The organism is Kosakonia oryzae, from assembly GCF_001658025.2.
Lineage (GTDB): Bacteria > Pseudomonadota > Gammaproteobacteria > Enterobacterales > Enterobacteriaceae > Kosakonia > Kosakonia oryzae.
Map to the genome: position 1 here is coordinate 3,634,835 of NZ_CP014007.2, position 19,320 is coordinate 3,654,154.

14 protein-coding genes are annotated in these 19,320 nt (G+C 57.2%); 9 read left to right on the forward strand and 5 right to left on the reverse strand.

Annotated elements, in window-relative coordinates; translation table 11 throughout:
• Position 1: 1 nt before the first annotated feature.
• Positions 2-943 (reverse strand): beta-aspartyl-peptidase, encoded by a 942-nt coding sequence (iaaA, locus tag AWR26_RS17245; RefSeq protein ID WP_064567650.1) that lies wholly within the window; start codon positions 941-943, stop codon positions 2-4.
• Positions 944-1,106: 163 nt separating this feature from the next.
• Between iaaA and moeA the strand changes: the two genes are divergently transcribed.
• Positions 1,107-2,339: a molybdopterin molybdotransferase MoeA gene (moeA, locus tag AWR26_RS17250; protein WP_064567652.1), complete on the forward strand. Its 1,233-nt coding sequence runs from the start codon at positions 1,107-1,109 to the stop codon at positions 2,337-2,339.
• A 2-nt stretch (positions 2,340-2,341) separates the two neighbouring features.
• A complete protein-coding gene (gene moeB, locus AWR26_RS17255; RefSeq protein ID WP_064567654.1) occupies positions 2,342-3,091 on the forward strand; it encodes a molybdopterin-synthase adenylyltransferase MoeB in 750 nt (249 codons plus the stop codon).
• 39 nt (positions 3,092-3,130) lie between these two features.
• On the opposite strand, the gene fsa is transcribed toward moeB, so the two are convergent.
• The gene (gene fsa / locus AWR26_RS17260) at positions 3,131-3,793 is read right to left on the reverse strand and encodes a fructose-6-phosphate aldolase (protein ID WP_064569048.1); all 663 of its coding nucleotides are present in this window, start codon (positions 3,791-3,793) and stop codon (positions 3,131-3,133) included.
• A 135-nt stretch (positions 3,794-3,928) separates the two neighbouring features.
• Between fsa and AWR26_RS17265 the strand changes: the two genes are divergently transcribed.
• From AWR26_RS17265 to AWR26_RS17280, 4 genes are all read left to right on the forward strand, one after another.
• The gene (locus AWR26_RS17265) at positions 3,929-4,828 is read left to right on the forward strand and encodes a glycyl-radical enzyme activating protein (protein WP_064567656.1); all 900 of its coding nucleotides are present in this window, start codon (positions 3,929-3,931) and stop codon (positions 4,826-4,828) included.
• Positions 4,829-4,832: 4 nt separating this feature from the next.
• A complete protein-coding gene (locus tag AWR26_RS17270; RefSeq protein ID WP_064567658.1) occupies positions 4,833-7,265 on the forward strand; it encodes a formate C-acetyltransferase/glycerol dehydratase family glycyl radical enzyme in 2,433 nt (810 codons plus the stop codon).
• 231 nt (positions 7,266-7,496) lie between these two features.
• Positions 7,497-8,312, forward strand: a complete 816-nt coding sequence (locus AWR26_RS17275) for a Cof-type HAD-IIB family hydrolase (RefSeq protein WP_064567660.1) — start codon at positions 7,497-7,499, stop codon at positions 8,310-8,312.
• A gap of 163 nt (positions 8,313-8,475) precedes the next feature.
• Entirely contained in the window at positions 8,476-9,735 is a 1,260-nt protein-coding gene (locus AWR26_RS17280) for a DUF1479 domain-containing protein (RefSeq protein ID WP_064567663.1), read from the forward strand.
• Here the strand turns inward: AWR26_RS17280 and AWR26_RS17285 are convergent.
• The gene (locus AWR26_RS17285; RefSeq protein ID WP_064567665.1) at positions 9,732-10,805 is read right to left on the reverse strand and encodes a LacI family DNA-binding transcriptional regulator; all 1,074 of its coding nucleotides are present in this window, start codon (positions 10,803-10,805) and stop codon (positions 9,732-9,734) included. The two genes, AWR26_RS17280 and AWR26_RS17285, sit on opposite strands and share 4 nt — an antisense overlap.
• A 298-nt stretch (positions 10,806-11,103) precedes the next feature.
• Here AWR26_RS17285 and AWR26_RS17290 point away from each other — a divergent pair, with 298 nt between their 5' ends.
• Together AWR26_RS17290 and AWR26_RS17295 are read left to right on the forward strand one after the other, a co-directional pair.
• Complete coding sequence (locus AWR26_RS17290; protein WP_064567667.1) at positions 11,104-12,405, forward strand: MFS transporter; 1,302 nt, start codon at positions 11,104-11,106, stop codon at positions 12,403-12,405.
• 15 nt (positions 12,406-12,420) lie between these two features.
• A complete protein-coding gene (locus AWR26_RS17295) occupies positions 12,421-14,787 on the forward strand; it encodes a glycoside hydrolase family 31 protein (protein ID WP_064567669.1) in 2,367 nt (788 codons plus the stop codon).
• 1,000 nt (positions 14,788-15,787) lie between these two features.
• Here AWR26_RS17295 and AWR26_RS17300 read toward each other — a convergent pair.
• Positions 15,788-17,380 (reverse strand): ABC-F family ATPase, encoded by a 1,593-nt coding sequence (locus AWR26_RS17300; RefSeq protein WP_043954136.1) that lies wholly within the window; start codon positions 17,378-17,380, stop codon positions 15,788-15,790.
• Between the two features lie 207 nt (positions 17,381-17,587).
• On the opposite strand from AWR26_RS17300, the gene ldtB reads away from it, so the two are divergent.
• Positions 17,588-18,508 carry a L,D-transpeptidase gene (ldtB, locus tag AWR26_RS17305; protein ID WP_064569049.1) on the forward strand — a complete coding sequence of 307 codons (921 nt, stop codon included), beginning with the start codon at positions 17,588-17,590 and terminating at the stop codon, positions 18,506-18,508.
• 87 nt (positions 18,509-18,595) lie between these two features.
• Here ldtB and AWR26_RS17310 read toward each other — a convergent pair whose 3' ends face one another.
• Entirely contained in the window at positions 18,596-19,312 is a 717-nt protein-coding gene (locus AWR26_RS17310; protein ID WP_064567671.1) for a GntR family transcriptional regulator, read from the reverse strand.
• Positions 19,313-19,320 lie beyond the last annotated feature (8 nt).

Sequence of the window (19,320 nt, forward strand, 5' to 3'; positions counted from 1 at the left end):
CTTATTCACGATAAATGCCTACGCTCGGCGCATCGCCGGCATAGCCCCAGGCGCGGTACATCCCTTCGCTGTTAAACGGCAATGCCACATTGCCTTCACGATCGATAGCGATCAGCCCGCCGCTGCCGCCAAGCGCCGGGAGTTTATCCATCACCACCGCTTCGCAGGCCTCGTGCAGGCTTAATCCGCCGTAATCCATTAGTGCTGCAATATCGTACGCCGCCAGCGTACGGATAAAGACTTCGCCGGTGCCGGTACAGGAGACCGCCACGCTGGCGTTATTGGCATAACACCCGGCGCCCGGCAACGGGCTGTCGCCAACGCGCCCCGGCAATTTGTTGGTCATACCGCCGGTAGAGGTTGCAGCCGCCAGGTTCCCCTGCTTATCGAGCGCCACCGCACCAACCGTACCGAATTTTTTGCTTTCATCGAGCGGCGCAGAGCCATGATCGAGCACCGTTTGCCCGTTTTCCCGCGCCTGTAACAGTTGCTGGAAACGCGTCGGCGTGGAGAAGATGGTCGGCGAAACCTCGACCATACCATGCGAAAAGGCGAAATTCTCCGCCCCTTCGCCAATCATTAATACATGCGGGCTTTGCTCCATCACCAGCCGCGCCGCCAGCACCGGGTTACGCAGGCGGCTGACGCCCGCAACGGCCCCGGCGTGCAGCGTGTTGCCATCCATCACGCAGGCATCAAGTTCGTGGGTTTCATCTCGGGTAAATACCGCGCCGATCCCGGCGTTGAACAGCGGGCACTCTTCCAGCAGGCGCACCGCTTCGGTGACCACGTCCAGCGCGCTTTCGCCCGCCTCCAGCATCCGCTGACCGGTTTCGACAATCGAAGAGAGCGCCTCGACGTATCGCAGCTCCTGTTGCTGGCTCATCTGCGCACGGGCGATCGCTCCCGCCCCGCCATGTATTGCGATTACCGCTTTCACCATTTGTGCTGCCTGCGTTCTCTTCGTTTCTGACGATTTCTGAATATAGAAATTCGTTACAACGAAGTAAAGCAATGTGATTACAACGAGGTAGCCGCGAGGCGTGTTGGCGACACGCCTTTTCTGCCATAATGTGCCCCTCAACGCATTGTGCAGGACAGTAAATATGGAATCATCAAATGGCCTGATCTCACTGGAGACGGCCCTGTCACAGATGTTGTCACGCCTTTCGCCGCTGACGGAAAGCGAAACACTGCCGCTCATCGCCTGCTTTGGCCGCGTGGTGGCAGAAGATATTATCTCGCCGCTAAATGTCCCCGGTTTTGATAACTCGGCGATGGACGGTTATGCCGTGCGGCTCGCTGATGTCAATAAAGGCAACGCCTTACCGGTGGCGGGCAAAGCCTTTGCCGGTCAGCCTTTCGCAGGCGAGTGGCCAGCGGGCACCTGCGTGCGCATTATGACCGGTGCGCCGATTCCTGCCGGTTGCGATGCCGTCGTGATGCAGGAACAAACCGAGCAAACGGACGCCGGTATCCGCTTTACCTCTGAGGTACGCCAAAATCAGAACATCCGCAGGGCCGGTGAAGATATCAGCAAAGACGCCGTGGTATTTCGCGCCGGTACCAAACTGACCGCCGCCGAGCTGCCGGTGCTGGCGTCGCTGGGCATTGCGGATGTTTCCGTGCTGCGCAAAGTGCGCGTGGCGCTGTTCTCTACCGGTGACGAGCTGCAACTGCCGGGGCAACCGCTGGCGGACGGGCAGATTTACGACACCAACCGTCTGGCTATCCATTTGATGCTGGCGCAACTGGGTTACGAGGTGATTAACCTCGGCATTATTCCGGACGATCCGGAAAAACTGCGCGCGACCTTTATTGCCGCCGATCAGCAGGCCGATGTGGTCATCAGCTCCGGCGGCGTGTCGGTAGGCGAAGCCGATTACACCAAAACCATCCTCGACGAGCTGGGCGAAATCGCTTTCTGGAAACTGGCAATTAAGCCCGGCAAGCCGTTCGCCTTCGGCAAGCTGAGCCATAGCTGGTTCTGCGGTCTGCCCGGCAATCCGGTTTCCGCTGTCCTCACCTTCTACCAACTGGTGCAGCCGCTGCTGGCGAAACTGAGCGGCGATACGGCTGCTTTCGAGCCGCTGCGTTTTCGCGCCCGCGCCGTGGAACGGTTGAAAAAGACACCCGGTCGTCTCGATTTCCAGCGCGGCATAGTAAGCCGCGGCGAAGATGGCTTGCTGGAAGTGCGCAGCACCGGTCATCAGGGTTCGCACATATTCAGTTCCTTCAGCCAGGGCAACTGTTTCGTAGTGCTGGAGCGCGAGCGCGGCAATGTCGAAGCGGGTGAATGGGTGGACGTTGAGATGTTTACCCCGCTCTTTGGAGGCTAAAGATGGTCGAACTCAGCGACGCGGAGATGATGCGCTACAACCGGCAGATCATTCTGCGCGGTTTTGATTTTGACGGTCAGGAGCGGTTAAAAGCCGCCCGCGTGCTGGTGGTTGGCCTGGGCGGTCTGGGTTGCGCTGCCGCGCAGTATCTGGCGGCGGCGGGCGTGGGGCAGATGACGCTGCTCGACTTTGATACCGTGGCGCTCTCCAATCTGCAACGCCAGACCCTGCACGGCGATGCGGATATCGGTGCGGCGAAAGTGGATTCCGCCCGCGAATCGCTGCTGCGCATTAACCCGCACGTGCAGTACACCGCCATCAATGGGCTGCTGGATGAAGCGGCGCTGTTCGCGCAGATTGCCGCCCATGACCTGGTGCTGGACTGCACCGATAATGTCGCCATTCGCAATCAACTCAACGCGGGCTGTTTTCAGCATAAAGTGCCGTTGGTTTCCGGCGCGGCCATTCGGATGGAGGGGCAGATCAGCGTTTTTACCTGGCAAGAGAATACCCCCTGCTACCGCTGCCTGAGCCGCCTGTTTGGCGAAAACGCGCTGACCTGCGTGGAAGCCGGGGTGATGGCGCCATTAGTGGGCGTGATTGGTTCGTTGCAGGCGATGGAAGCGATAAAAGTGCTGGCGCACTATGGCACGCCAGCGGCGGGGAAAATCGTGATGTATGATGCGATGACCTGCCAGTTCCGCGAAATGAAACTGCCGCGAAATCCTGCCTGCGAGGTATGCGGCGGCTGAAGCCATGGCCGGATGGCGCTGCGCCACCCGGCTTATCACTCACAGCGTGGCACGCCCAAAGGCCGCCAGCCAATCCTGTTCAAATTTCTCGACTGCCGCACTCACCGCCGGAGCAGCAATCATCTGCTGCGCCACATCCAGCGGCAAGGTAATCGATTCGCAGCCCGCCAGCAGGCAATCCAGCGCCTGGCGCGGTGTTTTAAAGCTCGCCGCCAGCACTTTCGACTGCGGCGCATGCAGCGTGAGCAGGCGCTGCAACTCCGTCACAGTCTGAATTCCATCGCCGCCCTGCGCGTCCACACGGTTAACATACGGCGCGATATACTCCGCGCCCGCCAGCGCCGCCAGCAATCCCTGCGCTGCGCCGTAAACAGCAGTGCCGAGCGTCGGAATACCTTCCGCTTTTAAACACTTAATCGCCGCCAGCCCTTCAGCCGTCACCGGCACTTTCACCACCAGATCGGCCACCATTTGCCGCAGCTTACGCGCTTCGGCCACCATACCGGCAGCATCATTCGCCAGTACCTGGGCAAACAGCCGCCCGCGACCGTCCAGCGCCTCATGCAAGGCGGGCAGCAGTTTCTCAATCGGCATTGCGCCGCTGGCAACAATGCTGGGGTTTGTGGTTACGCCCGCCAGCGGGAAGATACGCGCCAGTTTCTTCACTGCCGCGACATCCGAGGTATCAAGATAGAGTTCCATCGTTTTCACCTGAAAGTGTGAGTTTTCGCATGCTTTAACGCTATCACGCAACAACCTGCCGAAGAGTTGACTTTTATCAAAATAACTTTCATTCGAAAGTAATTTACTATTCATATGAAACAACGGAGGCAGGTTATGATTTTCAATATTCAGCGCTATTCCACCCATGATGGCCCCGGCATTCGTACGGTGGTCTTTCTGAAGGGCTGTTCGCTGAGCTGCCGCTGGTGCCAGAACCCGGAAAGCCGCGCCCGTACGCGCGACCTGCTGTTTGATGAGCGTCTGTGCCTTGCCGGTTGCGATTTGTGTCAGCAGGCCGCGCCGCAGGTGATTGAGCGTGCGCTGAACGGTTTGCTGATCCACCGGGAAAAGTTAAACGATGCGCAGCTTAACGCCCTGGCCGATTGCTGCCCGACTCAGGCGCTGAGCGTCTGCGGTGAAACGCAAAGCGTTGATGAAATCATGGCCACAGTGCTGCGCGATAAACCCTTTTACCTGCGCAGCGGTGGCGGTATCACCCTTTCCGGCGGCGAACCGTTTATGAATCCGCAACTGGCGCAGGCGCTGCTGCAAAGCAGCCACCAGCAGGGTATTCATACAGCGGTGGAAACCTGCCTGCATGTGCCGTGGCGCTATATCGAACCTTCCCTGCCTTATGTGGATCTGTTTCTGGCGGATTTGAAGCACGTTGATGAGGCTGCGTTTCGCCAGTGGACCGGAGGATCAGCCAGGCGCGTGATCGACAATTTGAAACGGCTGGCGCAGGCGGGAAAAAAGATGACTATCCGCGTGCCGCTGATCCCCGGTTTTAACGCTGACGAAGCGTCAATCAAAGCCATTACCACCTTTGCCGCCGACGAGCTGAACGTCAGCGACATCCATTTTTTGCCTTATCACACGCTGGGCATGAACAAGTATCACCTGCTTGGCGAACCCTACACCGCCCCTGAAAAGCCGCTCGACGCCCCAGAACTGCTGGCGTTTGCCGAGGATTTTGCCAGCCAGAAAGGGCTGACGGCGACATTACGAGGATAACACCATGACCACACTGCAACTGAACACGCTGACTGACCGCATCAAAGCGCATAAAACGGCGCTGGTCCACATCGTTAAACCGCCGGTCTGCACCGAGCGTGCCCGCCATTACACTCAGATTTATCGGCAGAATATGGATAAACCGCTGCCGGTACGTCGCGCGCTGGCGCTGGCGCACCATCTGGCGCAGCGCACAATCTGGATCAAGCATGACGAGTTGATTATCGGCAACCAGGCCAGCGAAGTTCGCGCCGCACCGATCTTCCCGGAATACACCGTTTCGTGGATTGAAAAAGAGATCGACGAACTGGCGGATCGCCCCGGTGCCGGTTTTGCCGTCAGCGAACAGAACAAGCGCATACTGCATGAGATCTGCCCGTGGTGGCGCGGCCAGACGGTGCAGGATCGTTGCTACGGCATGTTTACCGACGAACAAAAAGCGCTGCTCGACACTGGCATTATTAAAGCCGAAGGCAATATGACCTCCGGTGATGCGCACCTCGCCGTCAACTTCCCGCTGCTGCTGGAGAAAGGGCTGGATGGTCTGCGGCACAAAGTGGATGAACGCCGCACGCGCATCAACCTGACGGTGCTTGACGATCTGCACGGTGACCAGTTCCTGAAAGCGATCGATATCGTGCTTGAGGCTGTGAGCCTGCATATTGAGCGCTTTGCCGATCTGGCGCGGAAAATGGCCGGTGCAGAAACGCGCCAAAGCCGCCGCGACGAACTGCTGGCGATGGCGGAAAACTGCCTGATTATTGCCCATGAACCGCCGAAAACTTTCTGGCAGGCGTTGCAGCTTTGCTACTTTATCCAGTTGATTTTGCAGATTGAATCCAACGGCCACTCGGTCTCGTTCGGCCGCATGGATCAGTATCTTTATCCCTATTACCGCCGCGATGTTGAACTGCAGCAGTCGCTGCAACGGGAAGATGCCATCGAGCTGCTGCACAGTTGCTGGTTGAAGCTGCTGGAAGTGAACAAGATCCGTTCCGGCTCGCACTCGAAAGCGTCGGCGGGTAGCCCGCTGTACCAGAACGTCACTATCGGCGGGCAGCAATGGATTAACGGCGCAGCGCAGGATGCGGTAAACCCGCTGTCGTATGCGATCCTCGAATCCTGCGGTCGTCTGCGCTCCACGCAGCCGAACCTGAGCGTGCGTTACCACGCCGGGATGAGCAATGACTTCCTCGACGCCTGCGTGCAGGTGATCCGCTGCGGCTTCGGCATGCCAGCGTTCAATAACGACGAAATTGTGATCCCGGAATTTATCAAACTGGGCGTCGAAACGGCCGATGCCTACGACTATGCCGCGATTGGCTGCATCGAAACCGCGGTCGGCGGCAAATGGGGCTACCGCTGCACCGGCATGAGCTTTATCAACTTCGCCCGCGTGATGCTGGCCGCGCTGGAAGGCGGTCGCGATGCCACCAGCGGCAAGATCTTCCTGCCGCAGAGCAAAGCGCTTTCCGCCGGTAACTTTGCGGTATTTGATGAAGTGATGCAGGCGTGGGATCGGCAAATCCGCTATTACACCCGTAAATCCATCGAGATCGAGTATGTCGTCGATACCATGCTGGAAGAGAACGTGCCGGATATTCTCTGCTCGGCGCTGGTTGACGACTGCATCGAACGGGCGAAAAGCATCAAACAGGGCGGCGCGAAATATGACTGGGTCTCCGGTTTACAGGTCGGGATCGCCAACCTCGGCAACAGCCTGGCGGCGGTGAAAAAACTGGTCTTTGATCAGGGCGTAATCGGCCAGCAGCAACTGGCAGAAGCGCTGGCGGCGGATTTTGACGGCCTGACGCACGAACAACTGCGCCAGCGGCTGGTGAACAGCGCGCCGAAATACGGTAACGACGATGACAGCGTGGATAACCTGCTGGTGCGCGCCTATCAGACCTATATCGACGAGCTGAAACAGTACCATAATCCGCGCTACGGTCGCGGCCCGATTGGCGGCAATTACTACGCCGGGACGTCGTCGATTTCCGCCAACGTGCCGTTTGGTGCCGCCACCATGGCAACGCCGGATGGCCGCAAAGCGCACACCCCGCTGGCGGAAGGCGCAAGTCCCGCTTCCGGTACCGATCATCTCGGCCCGACGGCGGTCATCAGTTCGGTGGGTAAACTGCCGGTCGAAGCGATCCTCGGCGGCGTGCTGTTGAACCAGAAACTGAACCCGGCAACGCTGCAAAACGAGAGCGATAAGCAGAAACTGATGGTGCTGCTGCGCACCTTCTTTGAAGTGCATAAGGGCTGGCATATTCAGTACAACATTGTCTCGCGCGAGACGCTGCTGGAAGCGAAAAAGCATCCGGATCAGTACCGCGATTTAGTGGTGCGCGTAGCGGGTTACTCGGCGTTCTTCACCGCCCTGTCGCCGGATGCGCAGGACGATATTATCGCCCGTACCGAACACACCCTGTAAGGTGATTGCCGGACGGCGCTACGCTTGTCCGGCAATATACATAACGCCGCTACCGGTACTCCCTTCCCCTTTAACCTATGGATTGTGAATGGCAGGATGGCGCGCCGCCGCAGCCAACGCACCTGCGGTTCGAAAGACGACGGTTTACTTTCGAATGAAATAAAATTTGTGCATCAGCTCACATTGTCTCTAGAATATTGTTCGTTACAAAAATATTCAGGAGCGCAGTATATGACCGTCAAAGTTATCGTCACTGATATGGACGGAACTTTCCTTGATGACGCCAAGCAGTACGATCGCACGCGGTTTATGGCGCAATTCCAGCAACTTCAGCAGCGCGGTATTGAGTTTGTGGTCGCCAGCGGCAACCAGTATTACCAGCTAATCTCCTTCTTCCCGGAGCTGAAAGAGACGATTTGTTTCGTCGCCGAAAGCGGCGCGCTGGTGTATGAACATGGCCAGCAACTGTTCCACGGTGAGTTGACCCGTCACGAAGCGCAGGTCGTCATTGGCGAACTGTTAAAAGACAGCAGCCTGAACTTTGTCGCCTGCGGGCTGGAAAGCGCCTACGTAAGCGAGAACGCCCCGGCCGAATTTGTCGATCTGATGTCAAAGCACTACTACCGTTTAAAACCGGTGCGCGATTTCCAGAAGATTGACGACACGCTGTTTAAGTTCTCGCTGAACTTACCTGACAGCGAGATTCCGCAGTTGATCGATAAACTGCATGTCTCGCTTGATGGCATTATGAAGCCGGTCACCAGCGGTTTTGGCTTCGTTGATTTGATTATCCCCGGCCTGCATAAAGCCAACGGCATTACCCGCCTGCTTAAACGCTGGGGAGTGTCACCGCAGCAGTGCGTCACCATTGGCGACAGCGGTAATGACGCTGAAATGCTGCGGATGACGGAGTTCTCCTTCGCCATGGGCAACGCCGGTGATGCCATTAAAGCCATCGCCCGCCATCAGACCGATGACAACAATCATCAGGGCGCGCTGAATGTGATTCAGGCCGTGCTCGATAATACCGCACCGTTCGACCGCTAATCTCCCGCTGGAGCGCCCGCTCCAGCTTTTCCCCTGCCCCTGCTCTTCTCTCTTTTTTCCCTTTGTGCTGCTCATCAAATTTTTAAACTTGCATTAACTTATTTTTAACTTAGATTATCACTTGTAAGTTTAATTTCTTTCGAATGAAAGTTGAGAGGTTCACATGACGTTTACCAGCGAGACCTTGCCTGCCGATCACAAAGCGTCGATTCGTCAGATGAAACAGGCACTGCGCGCGCAGATCGGCGACGTGCAAAGCGTCTTTAACCGCCTGAGCGAGCAGATTGCCACCCGTGTCGCAGAGATCAAAGCGCTGCAAGCGCGCGGCGAATCGGTCTGGCCACAAATCCCTTACGCCGATATTGCGCAGGGCCGCGTTAGCGACGCGCAGCGGGCGCTGATTAAACAGCGCGGTTGCGCGGTGATCAAAGGCCACTTCCCGCGCGATCGGGCGCTGGGCTGGGATCGAGCAATGCTGGATTATCTCGACGCCAACCATTTTGACGATGTGTATAAAGGCCCGGGCGACAGCTTCTTCGGCACGCTGGAAGCGTCGCGCCCGGAAATCTACCCGATTTACTGGTCGCAGGCGCAGATGCAGGCGCGGCAGAGCAATGAAATGGCGGCGGTGCAATCGTTCCTCAATCGCCTGTGGCGTTTCGAAAGCGAAGGCCGCCAGTGGTTCGACCCGGATGTCAGCGTCATCTACCCGGATCGCATCCGCCGCCGCCCGCCGGGTACCACCTCAAAAGGGCTTGGCGCGCATACCGATTCCGGCGCGCTGGAGCGCTGGTTACTGCCCGCTTACCAGCGCGTGTTCGCCAACGTGTTTAACGGCAAACTGGAAGAGTACGATCCATGGGATGCCGCGCATCGCACCGAGGTGGAAGAGTACACGGTGGATAACACCACCAAATGCTCGGTGTTCCGCACCTTCCAGGGCTGGACGGCGCTGTCGGACATGATCCCCGGCCAGGGATTGCTGCACGTGGTGCCGATCCCGGAGGCGATGGCGTATATCCTGCTGCGTCCGCTGCTTGACGATGTGCCGGAGGATGAGCTGTGCGGCGTCGCGCCGGGCCGCGTTCTGCCGGTTTCAGAGAAGTGGCACCCGCTGCTGATTGAGGCGCTGAGCAGCATTCCGGCGCTGGAAGCCGGTGATTCCGTGTGGTGGCACTGCGATGTTATCCACTCGGTCGCGCCGGTGGAAAACCAGCAGGGCTGGGGGAACGTGATGTATATCCCCGCCGCGCCGCTGTGCGAGAAGAACCTCGCCTATGCCCGCAAGGTGAAAGTGGCGCTGGAGCACGGCGCATCGCCGGGGGATTTCCCGCGCGAGAACTACGAAAGCGACTGGACAGGCCGCTTTACGCTTGCTGATCTGAATGCGCATGGTAAACGCGCGCTGGGTATCGACGTTTAAGCGTCGTATAGCCCCTGCCATTCAACGGCGGTGCGTTGCTGTCCCGAACGTATCCGCCGTACCGATTCCCGCACCACCAGCGTGCCGTTCAACAGCAGCGAACCGATCGCCGCCTGTGGACGAATCAACCGCTGCTGCAACAGATGCACCGCTTCAACGCCCAGTTCATCGCGCGGAACATGCACCGCCGTCAGTGGAACATCCTGAATGGCCGCCAGGTTAAAGGCATCGATACTCATCACCGAGATATCCTGCGGCACGCGCAAACCGCGCTGCTGCAACGCGCGCACCGTGCCTTCCGCCATAAAATCCCCGCTGACGAGAAAAGCCGTGGGCGGCACATTATGCGCCGGGTCATCCAGCCATTCGCCCACTCGCTGCTGCGCTTCGCGAGCGCTGAAACTGGGAACCGTGATCAAATTGCGCTTGCTGTTAAAGCGCAAATTCTCTTGCAGCCAGGCATCTTTGATCCCCGCCAGCCGCAGATCCATGGTGTAGCGGCGCAGGCACATCACCGTCACCACGTCGCGGTGGCCCATATCAAACAGATATCGTGCGGCAAATTCGCCAATCGTGCGGTGATCCGGCGCGATCGACGGTAGACGCATCCGCCTGTCGCGGCAGTTGATCAATACGCAGGGTTTACCGCTCTCTGCTGCCAGATCGTGAATGTGCGGATCGTCAATGCCGAGCAGGATTGCGGCCTGCGTTTCTGCAGCCTGCATCCTGCCAAGAAACGTGCCGGCGTCGCTGTCCAGCTCCTCCAGCGCACAATAGCGCAGCCGTACTTCGTGAGAATCGAGCGCTTTGTTGATGCTCTGGATCACGCGGTAATAAAAGATGTCGGACCGCTCATCAAAAGCGCGCTGCGGCGCAAAAACCACCAGGTTATTCAGCAACAGACGCCCGGCAGCAATGCCCTCCATTACGCCCAGCTCACGGGCGCAGGCGAGCACCGCGCTTCGTGCCTGCTCGCTGGTGTTTGCTTTACCGGCCAGCACGCGTGAAACGGTACTGGTAGACAGGTTGGTGCGGCGGGCAATTTCACTGATTTTTAGCTTTTTATCCATTCTGTGATCTCGCTCCATTTGCTGAATGGGAAAATTTTCATGAGCCCTAAACCTTGTTATTCATGGCATGAATGAGAGTTTGCCGCATATCTGCCGTCACTGATGAGAATCCTTGCACAAAATCCGCTTTAGCGGCGCATTTTTCTCACCTAACGTAAACCTGTCGTACAACTTCCATACTAGTTGTATGCATTTTGATGGCAAAAAACGAAAAAAATCTTCTGGCGAACCATTTCGGTATAACAAATCCGCAAGGCTCGCCCCCGACTTCCCTACAAAACGATGTGCGGAGAAAAGAATGAGCCAGGGAATCAACAATGAAATGGCGGCCAGTAAGAGCCGCCGGATAGTGAAAAAATTACGCTGGTGGATGCTGGTGCTGTTTTTATTCGGCGTGACGGTGAACTACATCACCCGTAACTCGCTGGGCATTCTGGCGCCGGAACTGAAAAGCAGCCTCGGCATCACCACCGAACAGTACTCGTGGATTGTCGGCGCCTTTCAGCTCGCTTACACCATTTTCCAGCCATTGTGTGGCTGGCTGATTGATGTCATCGGCCTGAAAGTCGGCTTTATGATGTGCGCCATTATCTGGGCGCTGGCCTGTATTTTCCACGCTGGCGCGGCCAACTGGGTACATCTGGCGCTCCTGCGCTTCACCATGGGCGCATCGGAAGCGGCTGCCACGCCGGCCAACGCCAAAACCATCGGCGAGTGGTTCCCGAAAGCGGAGCGCCCGGTCGCTGCGGGCTGGGCGGGCGTCGGTTTCTCGATTGGCGCGATGCTGGCACCGCCGATTATCTACTTCGCGCATGCTTCGTTTGGCTGGCAGGGCGCGTTTATGTTTACCGGCATGCTGGCGCTGGTGTGGGTCATTTTGTGGTGGGCGTTTTACCATAATCCGGATAAACACCCGAACCTGAGCAAGGACGAGCTGACCTTTATTCAGCAGGATAACGAACCGCCAGCGGTGAAACTCCCCTTCTTCACTGCGCTGAAAACCGTATCGAAAAACAAGCGCTTTTACGGTATTGCCATTCCCGCTTTTATGGCGGAACCGGCATGGGCGGTGCTGAGTTTCTGGGTGCCGCTCTATCTGGCGAAAGAGCATGGCATGGATCTGAAGCAGATTGCGATGTTCGCATGGTTGCCGTTCCTCGCCGCTGACCTCGGCAGCGTGGCGAGCGGTTATCTGACCAAACTCTATACCCGCTGGTTTGGCTGCACCCGCGTGAACTCGGTGGTGGCCAGCTCCGTGACCGGTGCATTCCTGATGATTTCGCTGGCCGTGGTTGCCATCACGCGCGATCCCTACATCACCATTGTGTTGATCTCGATTGGCGGTTTTGGTCATCAGATCATCTCCTGCATGTTGAGCGCGCTGGTGGTCGAGTCCTTCGATAAAGGACAGATGGCGACGGTAAACGGCATGCGCGGCTCGGCGGCGTGGATCGCCAGCTTCCTCTTTTCACTGCTGATCGGCGTAACCGCCGACAAGATTGGCTTCAATCCGCTGTTTATTGCCATGGGTTTCTTTGACCTGATTGGTGCTCTGTTCCTGGTGGCATTTATTGCTGAACGTCGCGCTAAACGCGCCTGATTGTGGATCGTTGAAATGAAAACGCTGAAGAACTGGACGTTACAAAAACAGGCGGCTCACCACATTGAGCTGCTGGTGGACGGGCAACACACCTTGTGCCTGTATGTGCTGGAAGAGCATCTGTTCCGCGTGCTGCTAAAACGCAAAGGCGAGCTGGCGCTGGACAGAACCTGGAGCATTGCGCCGCATGAAGATGTGCCGTGGGAAGGCCGCTCGCGCGAAGATGTGTCGGGCTTCACCCTACCCGACTGGACGCTGACGCAGCAGGCCGACACGCTGGTGGTGGAAAGTGCACAGCTACGCGTGACGGTTCATCAGCCGCTGTGGCTGGAGTGGCACTACCGCAATGCGGCGGGCGAGTGGCAGTGGCTGGCGAGCGATCGTCCTACCAGCGCCTATCTGGTGAACGCGCATGGCGATGGCGTGGCGCACTATCTCAGCCGTAAAAAAGAGGAGCGCTTTTACGGTCTTGGTGAAAAAGCGGGCAACCTGCAACGTAACGGCCAGCGCTATGAAATGCGCAACCTTGATGCGATGGGGTATAACGCCGCCAGCACCGATCCGCTGTACAAGCACATTCCCTTTACCCTGACGCGCCGGGACGATATCAGCTACGGCCTGTTTTATGACAACCTCAGCAGTTGCTGGCTGGATCTGGGCAATGAAATCGATAACTACCACACCGCTTACCGCCGCTGGCAGGCCGAAGCCGGTGATATCGATTACTACATTTTTACCGGCGCGCGCGCACTGGATGTGACTAAAGCGTTTGTCCGCCTGACCGGGAAAACGCTGTTCGGGCCGAAATGGAGCCTCGGTTACAGCGGCTCGACCATGCATTACACCGATGCGCCGGATGCACAAAATCAGCTGATGAACTTTATTCGCCTGTGCGACGAACATGCCATTCCGTGCGATTCGTTCCAGCTCTCGTCCGGCTATACCTCGATTAACGGTAAGCGCTACGTCTTTAACTGGAACTACGACAAAGTGCCGCAGCCGAAAGTGATGAGCCAGGCGTTTCACGCGGCCGGGCTGAAGCTGGCAGCGAATATCAAACCCTGCCTGTTGCAGGATCACCCGCGCTATAACGAAGTGGCGGAGAAAGGCCTGTTTATTCGCGATTCGGAAAACGACGCGCCAGAACGTTCCAGCTTCTGGGACGATGAAGGTTCTCATCTCGATTTTACTAACCCGCAGACCGTTGCCTGGTGGCAGGAAGGCGTCACCACGCAACTGCTGGAGATGGGGATTGATTCCACCTGGAACGATAATAATGAATTCGAAGTGTGGGACGGCGAAGCGCGCTGCCAGGGTTTTGGCCGCGAAATCGCCATCAAACATATTCGCCCGGTGATGCCGCTGCTGATGATGCGCGCCTCGATGGAAGCGCAGCAGCGTTTTGCGCCGCAGAAACGCCCGTATCTGATCTCCCGTTCCGGCTGCGCCGGGATGCAGCGCTATGTGCAGACCTGGAGCGGTGATAACCGCACCAACTGGGATACGCTGCGTTATAACACGCGTATGGGCGTCGGCATGAGCCTTTCCGGGTTGTATAACGTCGGTCACGATGTTGGCGGCTTCTCCGGCGATAAACCGGATGCGGAGCTGTTCGTTCGTTGGGTGCAGAACGGCGTGATGCATCCGCGCTTTACCATCCACTCCTGGAACGACGATCGTACGGTCAACGAACCGTGGATGTACCCGGCAATTACGCCAGCGATCCGTAACGCCATTGAGTTGCGCTACCGCCTGTTGCCCTATCTCTACACATTGCTGTGGCAGGCGCACGCCGACGATGAACCGATGCTGCGCCCGACGTTCCTCGATCACGAGCATGACCAACAGACGTTTGAGGAGTGCGACGACTTCCTGCTCGGCCGCGATATTCTGGTCGCCAGCGTGGTTGAACCCGGCCAGCGCGAACGCCGCGTGTGGTTACCGGCCAATGATAGCGGCTGGTATGACTTTTACAGCGGCGCCTGGTATGCGCCGGGTCAGTGGGTAACGCTGGATGCACCGCTGGAAACGCTGCCGCTGCTGGTTCGCGCCGGTGCCGGATTGCCAATGAGCGAGCGCATTAGCCATGTGGATGCCAAAGCGGATAATACCCGTGAGTTGAAACTCTTCCCGCTAAAAGGCACGGGACGTTCCCACGGTCTGTTGTTTGAAGATGACGGCGAGTCCTGGGGATATAAAGATGGCAATGCACTGTGGCTGGAGTGGGAAATGGTTTGCAGCGGCAGCAGCGTGAATTTACAGGTACGCACTCGCGGTGATTATCGCCCGGCCTGGCAGGCGCTGAAAGTGACGCTGCCTGCGGGGGATAAACGCCAGTTATTGATCAATGGCGTGGCGGCGACGGAGTGGATGTTTGCATAACGCCGATGCCGGATGGCGCTGGCGCTTACCCGGCATCAGCGCCCTTTCAGCAATGAGACAGTTTTTGCTAACACCTGTCTTGCAGCGATGGGGTTAGGTTCCCCGCTCGAAATCGGCGAACCGAAGCGCAGATGACAAGGTCTGGACGCCATGGATGGCGGCCAGAGGCGCGTCGAGCCGACCGCAGGCAAATGTGCGGAAGGTGAGCGCAGTGCGAAGCACCGATTTCCCGCGGGGCCGCGGGGGATTGAAAAGGGGAAGCGCGGTGGCATCCCCTTTTCCCGTTCACGTGATACCGCGTTTATGCGACCACCGTTCATCTGGTGAACGGAACAATTCCACCTACGTCAAACCAACGGTTTTGCAGGAAGGCGGCAAACCTGAGTATCCCCGGGAGCTTACATGAGTAAGTGACCGGGGTACGAAAGTGCAGCCAACGCACCTGCGGCGTGAAAGACGACGGAATACGCCGCAATTTACCTAAGTATTTCGCGTTGCAGGAAGGCGGCAAACCTGAGTATCCCCGGGAGCTTACATGAGTAAGTGACCGGGGTACGAAGGTGCAGCCAACGCACCTGCGGCGTGAAAGACGACGGAATACGCCGCAATTTACCTAAGTATTTCGCGTTGCAGGAAGGCGGCAAACCTGAGTATCCCCGCGAGCTTACATGAGTAAGTGACCGGGGTACGAAGGTGCAGCCAACGCACCTGCGGCGTGAAAGACGATGGAATACGCCGCAATTTACCTAAGTATTTCGCGTTGCAGGAAGGCGGCAAACCTGAGTATCCCCGGGAGCTTACATGAGTAAGTGACCGGGGTATGAAGGTGCAGCCAACGCACCTGCGGCGTGAAAGACGACGGAATACGCCGCAATTTACCCAAGTATTTCGCGTTGCAGGAAGGCGGCAAACCTGAATATCCCCGGGAGCTTACATGAGTAAGTGACTGGGGTACGAAGGTGCAGCCAACGCACCTGCGGCGTGAAAGACGACGGTAAATTTATTCGATGCCCTGACTGCGCAAATAATCCTCGTAATTCCCGGTGAAATCCACCACGCGCTGCGGCGTAATCTCAATCACGCGGGTTGCCAGCGAGCTTACGAATTCACGGTCGTGAGAAACGAAGATCAGCGTGCCTTGATACATCTCCAGCGCCATGTTCAGTGACTCGATGGATTCCATATCGAGGTGGTTGGTTGGTTCGTCCATCACCAGGATATTCGGTTTTTCCATCATCAGTTTACCGAACAGCATGCGGCCCTTCTCACCACCGGAAAGCACCTTCGCCGGTTTCTTGATATCGTCCTGGCTGAACAGCAAACGACCGAGAATACTGCGCACCGCCTGCTCGTCATCGCCTTCCTGTTTCCACTGGCTCATCCAGTCGAACACGGTCAGATCGTTATCAAAGTCTGCGGCATGATCCTGCGCGTAATAACCGATGCTGGCATTTTCCGACCATTTCACCGTTCCGTTATCCGGCTGTAAATCGCCGACCAGCGTTTTCAGCAGGGTGGATTTACCCACGCCGTTAGTACCGAGCACCGCCACTTTCTCGCCCACTTCCAGCAGCAGGTTGAAGTTTTTAAACAGTGGGCCGTTATCAAAACCTTTCGCCAGTTGCTCCACTTCCAGCGCATTACGGAACAATTTCTTGTCCTGTTCGAAGCGGATAAACGGGTTCTGACGGCTGGAGGCTTTCACTTCATCCAGTTTGATCTTATCAATCTGACGGGCGCGGGAAGTTGCCTGGCGAGATTTCGAGGCGTTGGCGCTAAAGCGGCTGACAAAGGATTGCAGCTCGGCGATTTGCGCTTTCTTCTTGGCGTTATCCGCCAGCAGGCGTTCGCGCGCCTGCGTTGCCGCCGTCATGTACTCATCATAGTTACCCGGGTAAACGCGCAGCTCGCCGTAGTCGAGATCCGCCATGTGGGTACAGACCATGTTGAGGAAGTGACGGTCGTGCGAAATGATGATCATGGTGCTGTCACGCTCGTTCAGCACCTGCTCCAGCCAGCGAATGGTATCGATGTCCAGGTTGTTGGTCGGTTCATCGAGCAGCAGAATGTCCGGGTTAGCGAACAGCGCCTGCGCCAGCAGCACGCGGAGCTTCCAGCCTGGCGCCACTTCGCTCATCGGGCCGTAGTGTTGTTCTACCGGAATGCCAACACCGAGCAGCAGCTCGCCCGCGCGCGCTTCGGCGGAGTAACCGTCCATTTCGCCGTACTGCACTTCAAGATCGGCCACTTTATAGCCATCTTCTTCGCTCATCTCAGCCAGGCCGTAGATGCGATCGCGTTCCTGTTTCACTTCCCACAGTTCGGCGTGGCCCATGATCACCGTGTCGAGCACGCTGAACGCTTCAAAGGCAAACTGATCCTGGCGCAGCTTACCGATACGCTCGTTCGGATCGAGGGAGACGTTCCCCAGCGTCGGTTCTAAATCACCGCCGAGGATCTTCATAAAGGTGGATTTTCCGCTCCCGTTAGCGCCGATCAGGCCATAACGGTTGCCGCCGCCGAATTTGACGGAAATGTTTTCGAACAGCGGCTTGCTGCCGAACTGCATGGTGACGTTGCTGGTGACTAACACAGAGGTATCCTGAAATATGTGACAAACACCCTATTATGCCACAATTCCGAATTAGATTCCTGTCCACTGTCAGACCGCTAAACTGCAAGCAAAAGGAAAAAAGTGTGATTTCGTACACATCTGAATTCCCTGAGCGCCGGAATGCACATATAATGCGCTTCCTGCATTCCTAACCCAACGGCCTGTGTGGCAAAAATCTCGCACAAAATGAACATGAAAATAAAAACCCTTTTCGCGGCGGCTTTGGCTGTCGTGGGATTTTGCAATAATGCGTCTGCTGTTACTTATCCGCTGCCGACAGACGGTAGCCGTTTGATTGGTCAGAACCAGGTTGTCACTATCCCGGAAGGCAATACGCAGCCTCTGGAATATTACGCCGCTGAATATCAGATGGGCCTGTCCAACATGCTGGAAGCCAACCCGGGCATTGATGCCTACCTGCCGAAAGGCGGCACGGTAATGAACGTTCCGCAGCAGTTGATCCTGCCGGATACCGTGCACGAAGGCATTGTCATCAACAGCGCAGAAATGCGTCTCTACTACTACCCGAAAGGCACCAACACGGTGATCGTGCTGCCTATCGGTATCGGCCAGCTCGGGAAAGATACCCCGATCGCCTGGACCACCAAAGTTGAACGTAAGAAAGCCGGCCCGACATGGACGCCGACCGCGAAAATGCATGCGGAATACATTGCAGCAGGTCAACCGCTGCCGGCAGTGGTTCCGGCAGGCCCGGACAACCCGATGGGCCTGTATGCGCTCTATATCGGCCGTCTGTATGCGATCCACGGCACCAACGCCAACTTCGGTATCGGCCTGCGCGTAAGCCACGGCTGCGTGCGTCTGCGTAACGACGACATCAAATTCCTGTTCGAAAACGTGCCGGTCGGCACCCGCGTACAGTTCATTGATGAGCCAGTAAAAGCGACCACCGAGCCGGATGGCAGCCGCTATATCGAAGTTCACAACCCGCTGTCCACCACCGAAGCGCAGTTCAACGGCGGCGAAATTGTGCCGATCGCGCTGACCAAAGCGGTACAGGCCGTCACCAGCCAGCCTGATGTGGATTCAAACATTGTCGATCAGGCAGTGCAGAACCGTTCCGGTATGCCGGTACGTCTGAACTAATCAGCGGTTTAATGCCCGGTGGCGCTACGCTTACCGGGCTTATAAGCCACAGGCCGGATAAGGCATCACCGCCATCCGGCCAAAAAATCACCCGTTATTGACCACAATTATCCCGCCGTGATCGTAGCGATAATGGCAATGGGCATACTCCAACGGCGTGCCGTCTTCCAGATAAATCACCTGTTCCACTTCCAGCACCGGATCGGTCTCTTCACAGTTCAAATACTGTTTATCCTCCGCCCAGGGTTTCAGCGCGCGCACAATGCGATACGAACCCATGATCTTCAGCGCCAGCTCTTCCTGCACATAACGAAAAACGGAGCTTTCCAGATGCCCGCGATTCAGCCCCGGCACCAGATTGACCGGCATCAGCGTGAACTCCAGCGACACTGGTTCGCCTTCCAGCATGCGCAAACGGATAAAGTCATATACCGGATCGTCCGGCCCCACCAGCAGCGATGCCTGCTCTTTCTCACTGGGAAAACGCAGTTCGAAGCGAATGATTTTACTCGTCACTTCGCCAACGTTCTCCCAGGTTTTGGTGGCACCAAAATAGTCGCTGCCGGGCAGATCCCAGCGCGACAACTGAAGAAAGTTTTTGCGGATGAACGTGCCCTGCCCTTGCCGGGTATAGACCAGCCCCTCCACAATCAGCTGGCGCATCGCCTGCTGGATCGTCATCCGGCTGGTATTAAACTCTGCCGCCAGCGCAAATTGATCCGGTAACGGTGCGCTGGCCGCGTAGTGCTGGCTGAGAATGCGGCGCTTAATCTCGCGCGCAATCGTGATGTATTTTGCCGCCATATCCCTTC

Coding starts and splice junctions, on each gene's coding strand:
- AWR26_RS17295 (WP_064567669.1), top strand. CDS start 12,421: ATGAAAACGCTGAAGAACTGGACGTTACAAAAACAGGCGGCTCACCAC.
- AWR26_RS17280 (WP_064567663.1), top strand. CDS start 8,476: ATGACGTTTACCAGCGAGACCTTGCCTGCCGATCACAAAGCGTCGATT.
- moeA (WP_064567652.1), top strand. CDS start 1,107: ATGGAATCATCAAATGGCCTGATCTCACTGGAGACGGCCCTGTCACAG.
- AWR26_RS17265 (WP_064567656.1), top strand. CDS start 3,929: ATGATTTTCAATATTCAGCGCTATTCCACCCATGATGGCCCCGGCATT.
- AWR26_RS17270 (WP_064567658.1), top strand. CDS start 4,833: ATGACCACACTGCAACTGAACACGCTGACTGACCGCATCAAAGCGCAT.
- moeB (WP_064567654.1), top strand. CDS start 2,342: ATGGTCGAACTCAGCGACGCGGAGATGATGCGCTACAACCGGCAGATC.
- AWR26_RS17285 (WP_064567665.1), bottom strand. CDS start 10,805: ATGGATAAAAAGCTAAAAATCAGTGAAATTGCCCGCCGCACCAACCTG.
- AWR26_RS17310 (WP_064567671.1), bottom strand. CDS start 19,312: ATGGCGGCAAAATACATCACGATTGCGCGCGAGATTAAGCGCCGCATT.
- iaaA (WP_064567650.1), bottom strand. CDS start 943: ATGGTGAAAGCGGTAATCGCAATACATGGCGGGGCGGGAGCGATCGCC.
- ldtB (WP_064569049.1), top strand. CDS start 17,588: ATGAACATGAAAATAAAAACCCTTTTCGCGGCGGCTTTGGCTGTCGTG.
- AWR26_RS17290 (WP_064567667.1), top strand. CDS start 11,104: ATGAGCCAGGGAATCAACAATGAAATGGCGGCCAGTAAGAGCCGCCGG.
- AWR26_RS17275 (WP_064567660.1), top strand. CDS start 7,497: ATGACCGTCAAAGTTATCGTCACTGATATGGACGGAACTTTCCTTGAT.
- fsa (WP_064569048.1), bottom strand. CDS start 3,793: ATGGAACTCTATCTTGATACCTCGGATGTCGCGGCAGTGAAGAAACTG.